We start from the raw sequence: 18,670 nt of genomic DNA, 5'->3' as shown, positions 1-18,670 counted from the left end.
TACGTATTAGAAAATCGTCTAGAAAAAGCAGCAACGAGTTAAGAAAACTTTTTCGAAAATATTCGGAAATAAATCTGGATAATTGTAGGTAACCAAATTTGGTATGTAAACATTTTCATAGTAGTTTTACATTTGAGTAAGATCGCATCAACTTTTTTAAGGGGGTGTTCTCCGTGAAAAAGTTTTTAGTATTACTTCTTCTTGTTTCAGCTTTGGTTGCAGTATTTGGACAAGCATTCGAAAGAAACAAAACACTTTATTGGGGCGGTGCGTTGTGGTCACCTCCGTCCAACTGGAATCCATTTACACCTTGGAACGCAGTGGCTGGAACGGTAGGTTTGGTTTATGAACCCTTGTTCCTGTACGATCCATTGAACGACAAATTCGAACCATGGCTGGCGGAGAGTGGAGAATGGGTCAGTGACAACGAATACGTACTCAAACTCAGGAAAGGACTCAGGTGGCAGGACGGTATGCCTCTTACGGTGGAAGATGTAAAATTCACTTTTGAAATTGCCAAAAAGTACACGGGAATCAGCTACAGCCCTGTTTGGAATTGGCTCGACAGGATCGAAAAAATTGACAATTTCACTTTGAAGTTCGTCTTTTCCGATCCCAGATATCAGGAATGGAAACAAATGCTTATCAACACTCCTATTGTGCCGAAGCACATTTGGGAGAAAAAAACGGAAGAAGAAGTTCTCCAGAGTGCTAATGAATATCCTGTTGGTTCCGGACCTTACTACGTTGAAAGTTGGACACAAGACAGATGTGTTTTCAAGAAGAATGAGAACTGGTGGGGTATAAGAGAACTCGGATATGATCCTAAACCTGAAAGAGTTGTTGAGTTGAGAGTTCTCAGTAACAACGTCGCTGTGGGAATGTTGATGAAAGGTGAACTCGACTGGAGTAACTTCTTCCTTCCTGGAGTCCCCGTTTTGAAAAAAGCGTACGGAATTGTTACTTGGTACGATGAACCTCCTTACATGCTTCCTGCCAACACAGCAGGTGTCTTTGTCAATGTTAACAAGTATCCTCTCAGCATACCAGAGTTCAGAAGAGCAATGGCCTTTGCAATTGATCCGGCGAAAATAGTGAATAGGGCATATGAAAACATGGTTACAGCAGCGAATCCTGCCGGTATATTGCCGCTTCCTGGCTACATGAAGTATTACCCGAAAGAGGTCATCGAAAAATACGGTTTCACATACAATCCAGAGAAAGCAAAAGAGATCCTTGATAAACTTGGATTCAAAGATGCGAACGGCGATGGTTTCAGAGAAGATCCGAACGGAAAGCCGTTCAAGCTCACTATAGAATGTCCTTACGGCTGGACAGATTGGATGGTGTCCATTCAGTCAATAGCTGAAGATCTCGTTAAAGTTGGTATCAACGTAGAACCTAAATATCCAGACTACTCTAAATACGCAGACGATCTCTACGGTGGAAAATTCGACCTCATTCTTAACAACTTTACAACGGGAGTCGCTGCTACCATATGGTCTTACTTCAATGGTGTGTTCTATCCAGATGCAGTAGAGTCCGAATACTCCTACGCTGGAAACTTTGGAAGATACTCTAATCCAGAGGTTGAAACACTTCTCGATGAACTCAACAGAAGCAAAGAAGATGATAAAATTAAAGAAGTGGTAGCCAAACTGTCGGAGATCCTACTCAAAGATCTGCCGTTCATACCACTTTGGTACAACGGAGCCTGGTTCCAAGCTTCCAACGCTGTCTGGACGAACTGGCCAACGGAAAAGAATCCATACGCAGTACCCATAGGATGGAACGGTTGGTGGCAACTCACCGGTATCAAGACACTGTTTGGAATTGAAGCAAAATGATTTAATGTTTCCCCGCCCTGAGGGGCGGGGTTTTAAAAAGAAGGAGGTATGAGTCTTGAGAAGATATCTCGTCAAGAAGACACTGATCTACATATTAACCTTCTTTTTTGCTGTTACTATCGATTGGGCAATCCCTCGTTTTATGCCAGGTAACCCTATCAATTTTCTGATATCAAGGTTTGCGGGTCTTCCAGAATCTGTAAAGGTTCTCCAAAGCTATTTTACACAAGCCTTCGGGTTGGATAAACCACTTTGGGAGCAGTACGTAAATTTCTGGAAAGCACTTTTCAACGGTGACTTGGGAATAAGTATTTATATGTATCCCCAACCGGTTGCTAAAGTGATAGCAGAAGCCTTACCGTATTCTCTAGTGATACTTTTACCAGCAGTTCTATTGAGTTTTGCGATAGGAAATAGATTCGGTGCCTTCGTTGCTAGGAAAAAGAAACTTGACAATTTCGCGTTGCCAATTTTCTATACTTTAACAGCTTCACCGTACTTTTGGTTTGGTATACTCCTTGCGTGGATATTCGGTGTTGTAATTCCTCTTTTTCCATTGGCGGGAGCTTACAGTTTTGGCATAACACCTTCTTTTTCTTGGCAGTTTATTCTCGATTTCCTTCATCATTGGGTGCTTCCATTTGGTTCTTTGTTCCTTGTGATGTTAGGTGGATGGGCAATTGGAATGAGAAATATGATCATATACGAATTAGAAGCAAACTACTCAAGGTACCTTGAGGCTCTGGGATCTTCTCAGAGGTTAATAAGGAGATACGCTTACAGAAATGCTATTCTTCCACAAGTGACAGGGCTTGCTATTCAGCTTGGAACGGTGGTGGCAGGAGCTCTCACAACTGAAATAGTGTTTTCTTATCCTGGGATAGGTTACTTACTTATGCAGGGGATATTAAATCAAGACTATTTCTTGATACAGGGATGTTTCCTTTTCATTATTCTTGGGGTGCTTCTTGCCAATTTTCTAGTTGATATTTTCTATGTGATCATAGATCCGAGAATCAGAAAATCTTATTCAGGAGAGGTTTGATAGTCATGACACGAAAAGAATTTGTCCACTTCTTTTTAAAAAATAAAAAGGTCATTTTTGCAATATGTGTATACATAGGATTGATCCTTCTTGCCCTCATAGGGCCTTACATCTCTCCTTACAAGGATCCTCTTGCTTTTGTAGGACCAGGATACCAACCTCCAAGCAAAGAACATTGGCTTGGTACCAACACGTTCGGTCAAGACATATTCACCCAGCTTGTTTACGGTCTGAGAAGCTCTTTGTTCGTTGGGCTCCTTGGTGGTACGTTAGCAACAACTATAGGTTTGTTCGTTGGATTTGTTGCAGGATACAGAGGCGGCTGGTTCGATGAGATACTCATGATGTTTACGAACATTCTTATGGTGATACCAACTCTCGCTCTTCTCATAATAATAGCTGCTTATCTCCCATACAGAGGGGTTTTCATAGAGAGTGTGATCATAGGGTTCACTGCTTGGCCTTGGACAGCGAGAGCTGTAAGGGCACAGACGCTTTCTTTGAAGACAAGGGAGTTTGTCGACCTTGCGAGAATCACAGCCAGGAGCCCTATGAAGATCATTTTTGGTGAAATAATGCCTAATATGATGTCCTATGTTTTCATGGTGTTCATTCTTCAATTTGGTGGGGCAATTCTCGCTGCTACAGGCCTTGATTTCATCGGTTTGGGGCCGACGAGAGGAATGTCTTTGGGTATCATGATGCAACAGGCCACTCTCTGGAATGCAATTCAACTTGGTATGTGGTGGTGGGCTATCACTCCTGGTGCTGTGATAACCCTTATGGTTGCTACCCTTTACGTTATGAATGCTGGCCTTGACGAAATCTTCAATCCTAAGCTCAGGGAGATGTGATAGGTGTGGCAGAAGTGGTTCTAAATGTCAAGGATTTGAAAATTTACTACAGAACTCTTTATGGCTATGTAAAAGCTGTTGATGGAATAAGCTTCGATATAAAAAGAGGAGAAATTCTTGGAATCGCAGGGGAATCAGGTTGTGGAAAATCGACGTTGGGAAATGGCCTCATTCTTCTAAAGCCTCCTATGAAGTACATCAGTGGAGAAGCTATTTTGGATGGGAAAAACATAATGACACTTTCACAGAAAGAACTCAGGAAGATTCGATACGAGAAGATTTCGATCATACCCCAATACGCAATGGATGCTATGAATCCAACGAAAAAGATAAAGCAAATCATCGATGACCTCCTGCACGAACATGGAGAAAGCTTTGAAAGAAAAAAGGATGTCATAGAAGAAAGGCTTGAAATAGTGAATCTTGGGAAAAGGGTGCTCAATATGTATCCTATAGAGCTTTCAGGTGGTATGAAGCAAAGAATGGTTATGGTGATATCCACGTTGATGAACCCTGATATTTTGATCGCTGATGAAATCACGTCTGCTTTAGATGTGAGTTCTCAGCGAGCAGTTATACAGATGCTTTACGAGATGAGGGAAAAAGAAATAATGGGGTCCCTTGCTTTCATAACACACGATCTATCAGTTCTCTATCAGATAGCTGACAAGGTAATGGTTTTATATGCAGGTAGAGTTGCGGAGATATCTCCGATAGAAGATCTCGTCAAAGATCCCCTTCATCCTTACACGAAAATGCTTCTTTCTTCACTTCCAAAAATAGGTGTGAGATACTCCCAGACCAAGTTAAAAGGAATACCCGGTTATCCCCCTAGCCTTTTGAACATAGGATCAGGTTGTAGATTCAAAGACAGGTGTCCATATGCATTCGAAAAGTGTAAGCAAGATCCTCCTGTATTCGATGTGGATGGAAGAAAGGTTTCGTGTTGGCTTTTCGAAAGAGGTGATGTAAATTGAGTCTTCTGAAAGTTCAGAATCTAACGAAAGAATTTCCATTGGGATTTTTTGGACGTGAAAGATTGAAAGCTGTTGACAACGTTTCTTTTGAGATAGACCGTTCCAAAATAGTTTCTTTGATAGGTGAAAGTGGAAGCGGAAAAACCACAATAGGGAAGCTCATTTTGAAACTGGTAAGGCCTTCGTCTGGAAGAATTTTGGTCGATGGTAAAGATATAACACAGATTAAGAAAAAGGATCTCAAAGAATACTACAAAGAAGTTCAAGGAGTCTTTCAAGACCCGTTTTCTTCTTTCAATCCTATATACAAAATAGACAGAGTGTTCAACATGGTCTTCGAAGAATTTTTCCCTGGCACACCTTTTTCTGAGCGACGCTCCAAGATTGAGGAAGTCATCGTTTCTGTAGGAATGAATCCTAGGGAGATCTTGGGGAAATACCCTCATCAGTTGAGTGGCGGCCAACTTCAAAGAATACTCATTGCACGGACTCTTCTTCTCAACGTTAAGCTCCTAATAGCTGATGAGATAATAAGTATGCTCGATGCTTCCACAAGGGTGGATATATTGAATCTTCTCAGTGATCTCAGAGAGCGTGGGATGTCTGTCATTTTCATCACACACGACCTTTCCTTGGGGTATTATATCAGTGACGAAACTTTCATAATGTACAGGGGAAACATTGTAGAAATGGGAGACACAGAGAAAGTGTTCCACAATCCCGTTCATCCTTACACGAAAATGCTTCTCGAATCCGTTCCAGAGATCGATAAGAAATGGGATCTCCGAAAAAGGTTTATACCAGAACTTATTGGATCTTCCAACGCTCCATGCAAGTATTACGATAGATGTCCAATAAAAGATGGAAAATGTCTTGTTCAAAAACCAGAACTCGTTGAAGTGGAGGAAAATCACAAGGTGCTCTGCTTGAAAGCAGGAGGTTAGTGTATGGCTTCGATCAAAGATGTGGCCAAGCTCGCGGGTGTTTCCATTGCAACTGTTTCCCGGGTGATAAACGGTTACAACAACGTATCCGAGGAAACGAGAAAGAGAGTCATCGATGCAATCAGAAAACTCAACTATCACCCTGTTTATTCTGTAAAATCCGCCGTTCTTAAAAGAACAGTGGGAGTTTTGGTGCCGAACTTTGGTGGTTTTCATTACAATGAGATATTAACAGGTATTGAAAAAGAAGCTATAAAAAGAGATTTCACGTTGATGATTTCAACCACCTTTCACAGAACTTCTTTGGAACTGGAAAGACTTGAGGTCCTCTTTTCGAAAAGGGTAGACGGTATCATTGTTTGTTCATCGAAAAAAGATGAGGAACAACTTGAAAGATTGATAAAAAGTGCTATACCTGTGGTCGTTGTGGACAGGGAAGAACCTGAAGTCAGAATCGACAACGTAGGAATAGACAATTATGCAGCTGGTAGGATGTGCGCAAAGTATCTTTTGGAGAAGGGACATAAAAGAGTTCTGCTCTTGAGAGGAAGAAAAGATGTGTATTCGTTCTCAGACAGAGAAAGAGGGTTCATAAACTACGCAACAAGGCACGGAATGGAAGTGAAAGCTGTTTCTTGCGGATATTTCCCAGAACATGGGTATCAAGCTGTGGAAAAATATTTGAAAAAACATGGTAGAGATTTTACCGCTGTCTTTGCTATAAATGATCTTTCTGCAATAGGTGTTATGAAAGCTCTTCATGACTTGGGGATAGCTGTACCGGACGAAATTTCCGTCATGGGGTTCGACGACGATCCAATATCCAGCTACACTGTACCAGCTTTGACAACCGTAAGACAACCCAGAGAAGAAATAGGAAGGATGGCGTTTGCGATACTCTACGAAAGATTATCGGGAAAGAAAGGTGTAGCAAGAAGGGTAATTTTACCTGTAGAAATTGTCGAAAGAGATTCTGTGAAACAACTATGAAAAGCCCCTCCACTCGGAGGGGCTCTTCTATTTCACTTTCTTTCCAAGTACATATCTATCCCCTTTGCCGCTCTGTGCCCATCCGCTATTCCATTGATGATATCTGGACCGTGAACTATGTCACCACCAGCAAAGAGCCACTCTATCGTAGTTTGATTGTATTCGTTGGTCTTGATTCTTCCTCTCACGAATTCCAATTTGTTTCTTATATCCTCCGGCAAGTAGGAATAATCTGGAGCTTGTCCTATTGCCTCGATTACCATGTCCGCTTCTACAAATATTTGTTTACTCTCATCAAATTGTGGACTGAAGCGTCCTTCATCATCGAAAACTCTGACGCATTTTTTGAATCTTACACCTTTTATTTCGTCGTTCTCTATAACAATTTCTATGGGACCCCAACCTGGTTTTATGACAACTCCTTCCTCGATTGCCTCTTCGATTTCTTCCATGTCGGCAGGCATGTCGTCATAACATCCTTCTAGGGACAGCGTTTGGATGTTCACTTCTCCATATTCCATAGTTTGAAGCCGCGCCATAGATCTAGATATATCCATGGCTACGTTTCCACCACCGATAACCACGAGTTTTCTAGGCACAGGGGGTTTTGGGCCATCTCCTCTGAGGTAGTCTCTAATCATTTTGAGAACGGGGAGAGCCTGCTTTACATTCGGATGATCTGTGCCCGGTACTTTGGTTGATCTGCCAAGGCCGAATCCCGTTGCGAGAAATACGGCATCGTGCCTCTTCGTTACTTCTTCGAAAGGTATATCGCGACCGATCTTTGTGTTGAGAAGAATTCTCACGCCAAGTGCTTCAATAAAGGCAATATCCTTGTCCAAGGCTTCATCTGGGAGTCTGTATTTCGGAATACCATACCTCATGACTCCACCTGGCCTTGACTCTGCTTCATATATCGTCACGTCGTATCCCATGGTTGCTAGGAAATAAGCAGCTGCCAAACCTGCAGGTCCAGAACCTATTATTCCAACACTTTTTTCCTTCCTTTCTGGCCTTATGTTCAATATTTTGTCATAATCTTCAAGAGGTATACTGTCTACTATGTATCTTTTCAGCCATTGAATGGCGATAGGTTCTCCTCTAACACTCACGGAACAAGCAGTTTCACATCTATGAGTACAGACTCTTCCACAAACCATAGAAAGGGGATTAGTCTTGTAGAGCCATCTGAGTCCTTCCTTTAGATTGTCTTCATAAATTGCTTTTATATATTGCGGAATATCCATATGTTCCGGGCAGGTGTACGTACAAATACCACACTCAACGCATCTTGCGGCCTCTTGCATAGCTTGTTCTCTACTGTATCCTTTCACTATTTCAATGAAGGATTTGACTCTTACCTTGGGTTCCTCTTTTGGCATCTCGACTCTTTCAAGATCCAAAAGTTCGGAATCCTTGTCTCTCACCCATCCAAGGGGAGCCTCCCCAAATTTGTAAAGACCCCCTTTCGCATTCAAACCTTTGTCTGTCGGCATGTATATAAAGTCCTCTGGATCCTCCGAAATGTGAATGTATTCTCTGGTCATCTTAAGTGATCCTGTTGTACATATGTCAACGCAAAGAGCGCAGAAAGAACACCTACCATAATCTATCACAGGGCGCTGGGGCAATTTCCCGTCTTCTTGGGTCAAATCTGGTACTTCCATCATCGTTATGGCATCTGTAGGACAAATTTTTGAGCATGTTCCACATCCTATACATTTTCCCCAATCATTCACATGAAATCCTCTATATCTTTCAGAGGCCTCTCTCTTTTCTTTATTTGGAACCTGTATGGTAACGGGTTTTTTTCCTAAAAATTTCCAAGCTTTCAGAGGAGCAAAGAAATCCTTCTCAGGTAATTTTTGCATTGCCATCTCTCTCACCCCTCATCTGTCTATTTCCGGTGCACAGACATCCATCGTGGCGAGCCAGATCGGGACGTCTTCTATTCTTGTACCTGGAAGATACTTTTCTATTCCATAGAGTCCCTGCGGATACGACGCCCCTCTCACGGCTACTCGATAAGGTTTATTTTTTCCATCGGACACGACAAAGAAACCATACTCACCTCTAGTGGATTCTACGTGTGCGTAAGCCATACCTCTTGGGACAACTCTTCTGAGACCACTTCCTTTACCCAAAGATACGTTTACTTTATCACTCTGTGGCATTCTTTCCAATGCCTGCCTTACGATCTTTATGCTTTGCAGAATTTCTTTGAATTTCAGATATAATCTGCTAAAAGCATCTCCATCCGTTGCCGTTGGGACCTCGAATTCCACCTTATCGTAGAAAAGATAAGGATCAACTTTTCTTATGTCGTACTCCACTCCAGTGGCTCTTATACCAACTCCTGTGACTCCCATTTCTAAGGCTTGCTCTTGAGTGAGGATGAGACGACCTTTGAGTCTGGAATGCACTATTCTGTTTTTAAAAATGAGGTTTTCGTAATCTGGTAGCCTCGATTCTATGTAATCGAGTGTTTTCCATATCATGTCTTCTATCTTCGGCGTCATGTTTTTTCTCACTCCACCAATGATGATGTACATGTGGTATATTCTTGCACCGGTAAGCGCTTCGAAAATGTCAAGTATACGATCCCTATCTGCGACTCCCCAATAGGAAGCGGTGTAAAGACCAAGAGGACCTCCTATACCACCAACCGACCAAATATGATTCGCTATTCTTGCAAGCTCGAGCACAATCATTCTTATCCATTGAGCACGCTCTGGTACTTCAAGCTTTGCGATCTTTTCCACGGCCATAGCATAGCAAATTTCGTTTATATCAGGTTCTGGAACACATATTCTCGGGATGAGAGATATGTTAGAGTACCAATACCTGCGTTCCATGAGTTTTTCAAAACCTCTGTGTAAGAATCCTGGAACGGGTCTAGCTCTTTTGACGATATCTCCTTCTACGTACATATGAACAGAAAAATTCCCATGCATTCCCGGGTGGTTCGGGCCAAAAAAGAGTTTCGTCTCACCCATTTATCTCACCTCTGAATATCTTTTTTGCTTCACCTAAAACATCCTTCCTGTATTCTCTTCCAGGAAATTTCTTTTTTGAGTACTCGAGAGGATCGAAATCTTTTCTCAGAGGAGGTTTATCATCCCATAATTCTAGGAAGAGAGGCCTCATATCATCGTTTCCAATGAATTTTACTCCGAAGAATTCGTGGATTTCTCTTTCGTAAAATCTTGCCACGGGCCATATTTCTTTCACCGTAACAAAGCGCGGGTTGTTCCTGTCTATTCTCGTTGAAACGATGAATTTCCCTCCATCTTTCCATGAGAACAAGATATAAACGAGTTCGAACTGGTTATCATCGATCCAATCTATGCACGTCAAAAGAGAGAGATGTGAATACCCTAAAGATTTCAAAAGTTCGAGAGTTGAAATAACTTTATCTGGAGACACTGAAACTTTTATTTCTCTTTCATCTATCACTTCTATGGTCGGTTGAAACGCACCTAGCGCCTCTATAGCTTCATTCATGGAATTCGTCATGAACGTACACCTCCCCAAGGGAGCGAATTTGATTCTGTTTGTACCATTCGTAATTTTCTTTGTATCTTTTCCAACCATTTGCTTCGCCTTTTCTAATCTTTTCCATAAGATAGTTGAAAGCCTCCAGAATAGCTTCGGGTCTTGGCATACAACCGGCGATGTACACATCAACTGGTATGTAATAGTCAAGCCTGTTCACCGTTGCGTAAGAATCGAAATATATACCGCCATTTATCGTACAGCTTCCAAACCCAACAACGTATTTTGGATCCGGCATTTGTTCATAGGTGTAGATTACCCTTCTAAGTGTTTTGGTGTTCAAATATCCGGTGATGAGGAGAATATCCGCTTGTCTAGGAGTTGCCATAGGCATTATTCCGAACCTTTCCATATCGAATCGTGATGTCATGGAAGGCGGAAGTTCTACAGCACCACATCCAGTACAGTAATGAAGCATCCAAATCGATCTTGACCTAAGATTGTCCGCTATTCTTTCCCAAATCGTTCTTTCTTTCATTGAACCACCTCCTCAGAATGTCCAACCCAAGAGAACTAGGAGAGCATTCAAAAAAGCCAGTCCAAGCGGTACTCCCCAGTAAAACTTCAACATCTGTTCTATTCTGAATCGTGGAAGTACCGATGAAATCAACACTGCCAACACCCACACTATTACGAACTTCACAAGGAACCATCCGAGGCTACCTCCACCGAGGAAAATGTTGACGAAGAGGGATATTTCGCTGAATAAAGAGAAATCATGCATTATTTGGAGAAGACCGAGATACTTTCCAGACAGTTCCACCATGGGTCCAGATGCTATTTCTGCAGGTGCGATCGCTATATCGAAAGGTTTCTTCCCCATCATACCTATGAGAGAAATGAACGCCACGATACCAGCAAGAGGCATACTGAACAGATTCCATTTATCGCTTTGAAGGTTTATGAGTTGATGTATTGATGCTGTTTTATAGTTGTATATTACGGAAGACATCGTAACGAGGAAGGGTAGTTCGTATCCCAACATCTGCGTAAGTGCTCTGCTGATTCCTATTGACGCCCATGGATTTCCACTTCCAACCATACCCATAGCCATTCCAAGGGCACCAACGGTGAACAGATATGCGATAACGAAGAAATTATCTGTGTTTGGAAACGGAGTCCACTTCAAAGAACCAAGTGGCATGAGCATGGCGGTTGCTATGGAACCACCAAGAGCCATGATCACACCGAAGTCAAAAATCCATCCATTACTGAAAGGGTGCTTAGAAAGGGCTTTGAATATATCTATGAAGTTTTGATACCAAGGTGGGCCGATCCGCCTTTGAACTCTCGCCACTATCTTTCTAGCGATTCCTTCGAGTGACACAACGAGAAAGAAGGCAAAAACGAGATTGAATAAAGCTTTGTAAAACGCCATCATTCTATCACCACCTCACCCAGAATACGAGCAAAATGGTTACGATCATCCAGAGAGTATAAACAGATGGAGAGGGCTTGAAGAACCAACTGTGGATCCACTCTCCAATGTCATGGAAAAATTTTGCGAACATGTTGAGTACTTTTTCCCACGATGGATGTTTTTCGTACATTCTTTCAAAACCTGCATAGAATCTTGTGTTGAAATGATACAGATCGGGATTGTATATGAATTCTCCTCCTGTGTAAATGTTGACAGGGGTGCCTTCTTTCTCATGTGGGGCAAGGAGGTCAACTTTCTTTGGCCTTGGGAATAATGAGTAGAGGATGTAGGCAACAATGAAACCTGTCATGAACAGCGAAAACACAACGACAGGATCCCAACTTCCTGCAAAACCTTTTATCAGCCACTTATCAATCTCTACTATTTTGAAAGAGGGGGTTATTCCAAGATCCATTCTGATATCTTCTATGCGCTGAAGGACCGGGAAAGGCCATACTCCAAGAAAGAGACTTAAAAGAACGAGAAGCACCATGGGAGTCAGCATTATGAAAGGTGCCTCTTTCACATCTTTGTACTTCTTTGGAAGTTGGCCGAGAAACACCCCGGCAAGTGGTCTGAAGACGTACAAGAAAGAACCTATTGAACCGAAGAAAGCTACAAACGCGGTTATGAACATTCCCTTTCTAACGAGTGCCTGGTAAATCATCCATTTTGAGATAAAGCCACTCATAGGAGGAATACCCGCAAGAGAAATTATAGAGAAGAGATACACGAGAAAAGTAACAGGCATCTTGTGAATCAATCCACCCATTTCACTTATCTTTGTTGTTTTTGTTCTATAAACAACTGCAGCGAAAGCCATGAAAATGACTGCACTAGCCAGAGCGTGATTCAGAATGTGAAACATTCCGCCTTCAAACCCCAGAGGATCCACTGTGCTGAGCCCTATCAGGATGTAGCCACCATTCGCGACCGAAGAAAGAGCAATGAGCATCTTCATGTCATCTTGTTTTATGGCCATCAATGTTCCAATGATTATGGAAATATTTCCCAAGATGATTAAGATGTAATTTGGAAGAGGCACTCCCGAGTAAACAGTGAGGTCTGAGAAAATTTTTAAAGAGGGAACAACGGCAACGGAAACGGTAAAGATATAGCTACCGAGTTTTGTAAGTTGTCCTGAAAGAACGGCGGAAAAAGCATCAGGTGCTTTTCCGTGGGCTGTTCTCAACCACGTATGAAGTGGGAAAATTCCACTTTTCGCCACACCAGCTGCGACCAAAAGGAGGAAGATTGCGAGTTTGAAACCCATTGATTGATCTGATATCAAATGCCGAGATATTTCAGGTAATCTCAATGTACCATACCTTTGCATCAGCAGAAAAGCACCGTAGATGAACATGTACGTTCCCACTGCGCTCATAACGGCGTACTGAACGGAGGCCTTCCTGGATCCTTTTTTTCCCATGGGAACGATCAATAAAGATGAAAGAACAGCTATTTCCCAAAAGATGTACAGCGTTAAAAGGTCTCCTGCAGCGAAAACACCGATGGAACTCGCCGTTACCATTAGTAAGAACATGTTGAAGGAAGCTTTGTACTTTTGACTTTCAAGCCATTTTAGAGAGAATATCATTACAGAAATTATTACCAAAAGACTTACCAAGGAAAAATAAAAGGAAACATTTGTCCACTGAAGCACGAGGTTTTGTCCAAAAAAATTGCCGATTTTCTCCGTTGTTCCCACATCTACAGTGAATACGTAAAAGAGCGCAAATAGGCTTATCGCAATATTCAGTAAAGCTCCCACTTTCCAACTCGCTTTTGAAAGAAAGTACACAACGATCGACGATAGCAAAAGTGTTATTAAGAAGGCACTCATTGTCACGTCACATCCCTCCTTTAGCTATGGAGAGAACACCTTGAGCATAGCTTTTCGTATCAACGATCGCTTTTGCCATCTTTTGAGTTCCTTCAAGAAACACGTTGGGATTCAGAAAGACGACGACGAGTATTATCGCTAGCATTATCGAAATGAAACCTATAACAAAGGGAACTTTCACTTTCTCTTCCTCTTTTTCTTCATCAAACCAAAGTCTCATGTTCCATCTGATCACATATCCGATCTCTATTATTGTTCCGAGAAGAACAACGGCGGGCAGTAGATAATCTTTCAAAAGAAAAGCCTCCATTATGATTCTGATCTTGCTTTGAAATCCAGCGAATAAGGGGAACCCGATCAGAGAGAAACTCGCTACACTGAATGCAACTCCGAGAACTTTGTGTTTTTTGAAAACACCATCCAAATCTTTGTAGTTATAAATTAGGTACCCAGCTACGAGGAATATGGTGAATTTCGCTACAACATCGTTACTCAGGTGAAAATAAGCAAGATTAATGGCCTCTTCTGTTCCTTTTGAAATCATCGCTATCACTATTCCCGCTTGCGCAACACTGGAATAGGCAAAAGTCTTTAGAAGATTGGTTTGTCTTAGGGCTGCTGTCTCTCCTGCAAGAATCGTTATTAAGGCTAAAACGTAAAGGGTCTCCGACCCATTCCCATGAAATACTGTTCCAAACAATCTTCCGACCATGTAAAGAATGGCGAATGTCACGGAAGTTCCCAAGACAAGTGGAGCGAGTTCATTTCCACTGTATACACCTGATACCCAACCATTCAGCGGGAAAAGTTTCGCTTCCACCCCTAATCCGACCGTGTAAAGGGTGGTTACTGCCAGAAGGGCACCCGAAGATAGGGTTAATGTCGCAACATGTGCCATGTTCAGACTTCCTGCTGCCGCATAGGTGAACACTGTTGCCAAAAGGTAAAATGATCCAGCTACACCTCCGAGTATCAAATACTTGTAGGAGTTGTAGAAGTTATCTCTTTTTGACGCTATTGTGACGGCTGTTATCGTCATTATCTCCATGAAAACAAATGAGTTGAACAGATCACCGGTCAGAATGAAACCGTTGGCAGCTGTCAAAAGGAGTAGAAGAGATGTTGTGTAACTCTTTTTCATTTTTCCTGGGAGGATAGAAATCATCATAAAGAAAAGATTCACTACCAAAACTGCATAAAAGCTTGCATTATCTAGAACGAGATTTATGCCAAAAGGAGGCTTCCAACTACCCATGGCGTGTATTTCAACGCCATTTGGGAATCCTTTTACGAGGAGAAGAAGTACGTTTACAACTGCAGCGAAAAATAACATAACCTCTGCTTGTTTTTTCCACAAGATAGACAGGAAAGCCAGAAGAAGCGGAGTGGCCACGAGCAGGCTTATCATTTTTCCACTCCTTTCATGTCTTCAACATCGATTGAAGTGTGTTTCTCTTCGATGCGAACAAGTAGTGACGCTCCCAAAGCCAAGACACCCACACCGATAACTATTGCAGTTAGAACAAGTGCTTGGGGTAGTGGGTCAACAAAATTGTTCAAAGAAAAATTCGAAAATTTTTCTGTGTATATAGGAGCTTCTCCACCGTCCACGTATCCTAAAGCGACTATGAGAATGTTTACAGCGGTATCTATTATGGAAAGAGAAATCAAATGCTTGAAAAGATTCTTTTGTGTGAGAAGGCCGTAGATACCCACACCGATTAATGAGACGGATATCCAAAACACCATCCTTCATCACTCCCTCTCTTGATGGATCTCAGCTATAACACCAGACAATTCCGATCCGACTTTCAGACCTATGATTGCGTACACAACAGGTACGACACCAGCACTGATGAGGCTGCCCACTTCTCCGTTGGGGAGGAAGTTGTAGAGGAAAGCACCACCAAGCACCAATCCCAGTAATCCGACGATGATGTAGATTGATCCTGAGAAACCTTCCAAAAATTTGGTGATATTCTTTCCAACCGAAAATTCTTCGTTTGAGAGATAGAGTAGCAAAACAGAAGCTGCTAAAACGGTACCTCCAGGGAAACCTCCACCGGGTGAAAGATGTCCGTGAACGAATATGTAAACACCGAACATGATGATCAAAGGAAGGAGAATACCGGTGCTCACTCTGAGAATGAAATTCGGTTCTCTACCGTATCTCATCCTTTTGGTTCCTCCCAAGACGAGTCCTACACCGATTGCCGCGGCGAAAAGCACGGTGACTTCCCCTAAAGTATCGAAAGATCTGTAATTAACAACTATTGAGGTAACCGTGTTAGCACTGCCTTCTTCCAAGTTTTTTTCACCGAAGATCCTTCTCTCGGTGGGGAGTTGTTCCATTCCCTTGACCCATTTATCTGGATCTACACTGTTCACATCTTTCGCTAGAAAATAGATAGAAACTCTCTTGGAGAGATCTATTTTTCCGTAAGGTTCCAAATTACTCAGAAAAGTCATCATCATATAAACAAAGAGGATTGAAAGTAAAATAGCGAAGAATCTTTTCATCTTTCATCACCCTTTCTCATTTTGAAAAGAGCGATGAGAAGAACAGCTGTAACCAAACCTGCTCCCACAGATGCTTCGGTTATAGCAACGTCTGGGGCTTTCATTACAAGGAAAAAGAAAACAGATAACAAACTCAAAGCGGATATTGAAATAACGCTGTCCAACATACTTTTCGCTTCGACAGCGAAAATAGCCGCGGCTAGCATCATCCCACCAGTCAACCAGAGCAATAAGTTCACTTTTCGTCACCACCTTCGTACTCATCGATTGTGGTGCATTCACATGGTTTTACACCGGACAAGTAGGAAGCACGAGCAAGGACAGAACTACCCACAGGATTTGTGAGGGCAACAAAGGCGATAATAACAATCGCCTTCAAAAGAAATTCCGGTTTTGATATTCCTACACCAAGAACGGTAGAAAAAGTTCCAAGTGTTGTAGCCTTAGTACCAGCTTGCAATCTGTTGTACACGTCTGGCATTCTAAACACGCCCAGCCCTCCAAGAAAATAAAAGAAAGCTCCTATAGCTATGAGAATTTCTCCAATCATCACGTTCATTTTTTCCCCTCCAAGTATCGGGATACGATGATCGTTTCTAAAAAGGAAAGCAAAGCGTAAACGAGGGCTATATCGAGGTACAACGCCCTGTCGAAGATGTACGCTAAAACAACTATAAGACCTGTGAGCATTACATTCATTGTGTCCAACGCAGCCACTCTATCGGGAGAAGTGGGACCGATGATCACTCTGATGAAACTTAAAATTGCACCTATACCGATGAGTATGAAAAAAAGAAGACTCATTCGAACACCTCCTTGATAGACTTTTCGAATCTTTGGGAGATGTATTTTTCTTTCCGTTGAGTATCTTTTACATCAATCCAATGAACGTATATGGTATCCTTTTTTACATCCACACTCAATGTTCCGGGAGTGAGAGTAATGCTGTTCGCAAGAAACAATCTTGAAGCTTCTCCTTTCAGTTTGGTTTTTATCTTTACAAACCCAGGTTTGAGCGGGAGGCGGGGATTCAAAACTCTAAGAGCCACATCGATATTAGCTTTGATCATTTCTACCACGAACACCGGAAGAAAGAAAACCAAATAATACAAAACTCTCATCGGAAGCTTACGATCGAACTTTATTTCATGGAATTTACGGAACGTCATGGAAGCAATCAGTGAAACTATTATTCCGACAACGAGTTCAGAATAAGAAAATCTAGTGAGCATAAGCCACACAAGCAAGCTGGTGACGAAAACACCCACTCTTTACACCTCCTCGAGAAAGAAAGAGAAAGTTTTCACAAGAACAATCCAGAAATAATTCTATAACTTTCGATGGTATAATGTCAACCTAATTAGTAAAGATTAAAACAGCACGAATACCATATGCGCGCTTGAATTTCAACCAAATTGATCCACTTTTTTAATAAAGTACATGAAAATCAGCGAATATCGATGATTAATCCCATTTATGGATGATTAAAATCGATTAAAGGTAAAAATCTGTGTAAAATATGATTTGACTTTCGATAACTTTCACGGTAACGTTTACGTATGATATCATAAATAGCATGTATGTTGTGTTTATGTGTTTTCTAAGGAGGAAAGATTTATGAAAAAAAAGTACGTTACTATAAGAGATATAGCGGAAAGAGCGGGAGTATCGATAAACACAGTTTCACGAGCTTTGAACAATAAACCAGATATCAGTGAGGAAACACGAAAGAAAATCTTGAAAATAGCAAGGGAACTTGGTTATGTGAAGAACGCAACGGCCTCTTCCCTTAGAAGTAAACAAACGAATATCGTGGGTGTGATTATTGCGGACAGTGCGAATCCATTCTATGCGGAGGTCCTCAAAGGAATTGAAGCCGCTTCAAGAAAGTATGGTTATCAGATCATGCTTATGAACACCGAGAGAGTTTATGAGAACGAGGAAAAGGCCATCGATGTACTGCTTCAAAGAAGGGTTGATGGTCTTCTGATAACTCCTGTCCAAGACAAAGCCGAGGACATAAAAGCCTTGATGCAAAGGAACGTACCCTTCGTTATCGTGGGAAGACATTTCGAAGAATTTGAGGTGGATGAGATACACAGTGACGAGATAAAGGGTGGTTACTTAGCAACAAAGCATCTCATCGAACGTGGAAAGAGAAATATTCTGATGATCAGCGGATATCTCTTCAAGTCAGCTGCATACATGAGACTGGAGGGTTATAAAAAAGCGTTGAGAGAACACGGGATGCCTTTTAGAGAAGATATGGTGATAGTAACGGATATAGACATAGAAAACGGTTATCAGGCTGTTCAAAAAGCTCTAAATGAGGGCCTCAAATTTGATGGGGTTTTCTGTTACAACGATTTGATGGCTTTTGGGGTAATAAAAGCGTTGAAAGAAAGAGGATTTCAAATACCAGAGGATGTGGCTGTTATAGGATACGATGATATTGTTTACTCTTCTTTAGTCTGTCCACCTTTGTCAACAATAAGGATAAAGAAGTTTGAAATGGGATTCGAAGCTTTCAGAATGCTTCTCCAAAAGATTAAAGGAAGAAGAAAAAGAAGGAAGAGAGTCATCCTTGATGTGGAACTTGTCGTCCGGGAAACCACATAAGTAGATTTCCTTGGATTCTTCGATTTGTAACCGATTATGATCTTTTATAAGTGATT

Annotated in this window: 20 protein-coding genes; 7 read left to right on the top strand and 13 right to left on the bottom strand. The window is 41.7% G+C overall.

The features are described 5' to 3' along the window. The first annotated feature begins 173 nt into the window (after positions 1-173). Genes AS005_RS01245 through AS005_RS01220 form a run of 6 tightly spaced genes read left to right on the top strand, consistent with a single transcriptional unit; the run spans position 174 to position 6,657 of the window. Positions 174-1,847: an ABC transporter substrate-binding protein gene (locus AS005_RS01245; RefSeq protein ID WP_101509880.1), complete on the top strand. Its 1,674-nt coding sequence runs from the start codon at positions 174-176 to the stop codon at positions 1,845-1,847. Between the two features lie 55 nt (positions 1,848-1,902). Beyond that, positions 1,903-2,892: an ABC transporter permease gene (locus AS005_RS01240; protein ID WP_101509879.1), complete on the top strand. Its 990-nt coding sequence runs from the start codon at positions 1,903-1,905 to the stop codon at positions 2,890-2,892. A gap of 5 nt (positions 2,893-2,897) precedes the next feature. Continuing rightward, entirely contained in the window at positions 2,898-3,746 is an 849-nt protein-coding gene (locus AS005_RS01235; protein ID WP_101509878.1) for an ABC transporter permease, read from the top strand. Continuing rightward, positions 3,743-4,723: an ABC transporter ATP-binding protein gene (locus tag AS005_RS01230; protein WP_101509877.1), complete on the top strand. Its 981-nt coding sequence runs from the start codon at positions 3,743-3,745 to the stop codon at positions 4,721-4,723. Before AS005_RS01235 ends, AS005_RS01230 begins: the two co-directional genes overlap by 4 nt. Next, the gene (locus tag AS005_RS01225) at positions 4,720-5,667 is read left to right on the top strand and encodes an ABC transporter ATP-binding protein (protein WP_101509876.1); all 948 of its coding nucleotides are present in this window, start codon (positions 4,720-4,722) and stop codon (positions 5,665-5,667) included. Before AS005_RS01230 ends, AS005_RS01225 begins: the two co-directional genes overlap by 4 nt. A 3-nt stretch (positions 5,668-5,670) precedes the next feature. Continuing rightward, complete coding sequence (locus tag AS005_RS01220; RefSeq protein WP_101509875.1) at positions 5,671-6,657, top strand: LacI family DNA-binding transcriptional regulator; 987 nt, start codon at positions 5,671-5,673, stop codon at positions 6,655-6,657. 32 nt (positions 6,658-6,689) lie between these two features. On the opposite strand, the gene AS005_RS01215 is transcribed toward AS005_RS01220, so the two are convergent. Genes AS005_RS01215 through AS005_RS01155 form a run of 13 tightly spaced genes read right to left on the bottom strand, consistent with a single transcriptional unit; the run spans position 6,690 to position 17,263 of the window. After that, on the bottom strand, positions 6,690-8,534 hold the full coding sequence (locus AS005_RS01215; protein WP_199203793.1) for an FAD-dependent oxidoreductase: 1,845 nt from the start codon (positions 8,532-8,534) through the stop codon (positions 6,690-6,692). Between the two features lie 12 nt (positions 8,535-8,546). Beyond that, entirely contained in the window at positions 8,547-9,653 is a 1,107-nt protein-coding gene (locus tag AS005_RS01210) for an NADH-quinone oxidoreductase subunit D (protein ID WP_101509873.1), read from the bottom strand. Then, positions 9,646-10,173 carry an NADH-quinone oxidoreductase subunit C gene (locus AS005_RS01205; protein ID WP_101509872.1) on the bottom strand — a complete coding sequence of 176 codons (528 nt, stop codon included), beginning with the start codon at positions 10,171-10,173 and terminating at the stop codon, positions 9,646-9,648. The genes AS005_RS01210 and AS005_RS01205 overlap by 8 nt, the downstream gene beginning before the upstream one ends. Beyond that, on the bottom strand, positions 10,154-10,690 hold the full coding sequence (locus tag AS005_RS01200) for an NADH-quinone oxidoreductase subunit B family protein (RefSeq protein ID WP_101509871.1): 537 nt from the start codon (positions 10,688-10,690) through the stop codon (positions 10,154-10,156). Before AS005_RS01200 ends, AS005_RS01205 begins: the two co-directional genes overlap by 20 nt. A 12-nt stretch (positions 10,691-10,702) precedes the next feature. Beyond that, entirely contained in the window at positions 10,703-11,590 is an 888-nt protein-coding gene (locus AS005_RS01195) for a respiratory chain complex I subunit 1 family protein (RefSeq protein ID WP_101510412.1), read from the bottom strand. Between the two features lie 7 nt (positions 11,591-11,597). Next, positions 11,598-13,475, bottom strand: a complete 1,878-nt coding sequence (locus AS005_RS01190) for a proton-conducting transporter membrane subunit (RefSeq protein WP_101510411.1) — start codon at positions 13,473-13,475, stop codon at positions 11,598-11,600. Between the two features lie 7 nt (positions 13,476-13,482). After that, complete coding sequence (locus AS005_RS01185) at positions 13,483-14,883, bottom strand: complex I subunit 5 family protein (RefSeq protein ID WP_101509870.1); 1,401 nt, start codon at positions 14,881-14,883, stop codon at positions 13,483-13,485. Next, positions 14,880-15,224 carry a sodium:proton antiporter gene (locus AS005_RS01180; RefSeq protein ID WP_101509869.1) on the bottom strand — a complete coding sequence of 115 codons (345 nt, stop codon included), beginning with the start codon at positions 15,222-15,224 and terminating at the stop codon, positions 14,880-14,882. The genes AS005_RS01185 and AS005_RS01180 overlap by 4 nt, the downstream gene beginning before the upstream one ends. Positions 15,225-15,230: 6 nt before the next feature. Next, positions 15,231-15,995 carry a Na(+)/H(+) antiporter subunit B gene (locus AS005_RS01175; protein WP_101509868.1) on the bottom strand — a complete coding sequence of 255 codons (765 nt, stop codon included), beginning with the start codon at positions 15,993-15,995 and terminating at the stop codon, positions 15,231-15,233. After that, a complete protein-coding gene (locus tag AS005_RS01170) occupies positions 15,992-16,234 on the bottom strand; it encodes a hydrogenase subunit MbhD domain-containing protein (RefSeq protein ID WP_101509867.1) in 243 nt (80 codons plus the stop codon). The genes AS005_RS01175 and AS005_RS01170 overlap by 4 nt, the downstream gene beginning before the upstream one ends. Beyond that, positions 16,231-16,554, bottom strand: a complete 324-nt coding sequence (gene mnhG, locus AS005_RS01165) for a monovalent cation/H(+) antiporter subunit G (protein WP_101509866.1) — start codon at positions 16,552-16,554, stop codon at positions 16,231-16,233. The genes AS005_RS01170 and mnhG overlap by 4 nt, the downstream gene beginning before the upstream one ends. Next, a complete protein-coding gene (locus AS005_RS01160; RefSeq protein WP_101509865.1) occupies positions 16,551-16,799 on the bottom strand; it encodes a cation:proton antiporter in 249 nt (82 codons plus the stop codon). Before AS005_RS01160 ends, mnhG begins: the two co-directional genes overlap by 4 nt. Further along, the gene (locus tag AS005_RS01155; protein ID WP_101509864.1) at positions 16,796-17,263 is read right to left on the bottom strand and encodes a Na+/H+ antiporter subunit E; all 468 of its coding nucleotides are present in this window, start codon (positions 17,261-17,263) and stop codon (positions 16,796-16,798) included. Before AS005_RS01155 ends, AS005_RS01160 begins: the two co-directional genes overlap by 4 nt. A gap of 349 nt (positions 17,264-17,612) precedes the next feature. Here AS005_RS01155 and AS005_RS01150 point away from each other — a divergent pair, with 349 nt between their 5' ends. Further along, positions 17,613-18,614 (top strand): LacI family DNA-binding transcriptional regulator, encoded by a 1,002-nt coding sequence (locus AS005_RS01150; protein ID WP_101509863.1) that lies wholly within the window; start codon positions 17,613-17,615, stop codon positions 18,612-18,614. Positions 18,615-18,670 lie beyond the last annotated feature (56 nt).

The organism is Thermotoga sp. KOL6, assembly GCF_002866025.1.
In the GTDB taxonomy this organism is placed as follows: Bacteria; Thermotogota; Thermotogae; order Thermotogales; family Thermotogaceae; genus Thermotoga.
This window is presented reverse-complemented; position numbering and strand designations above follow the sequence as displayed.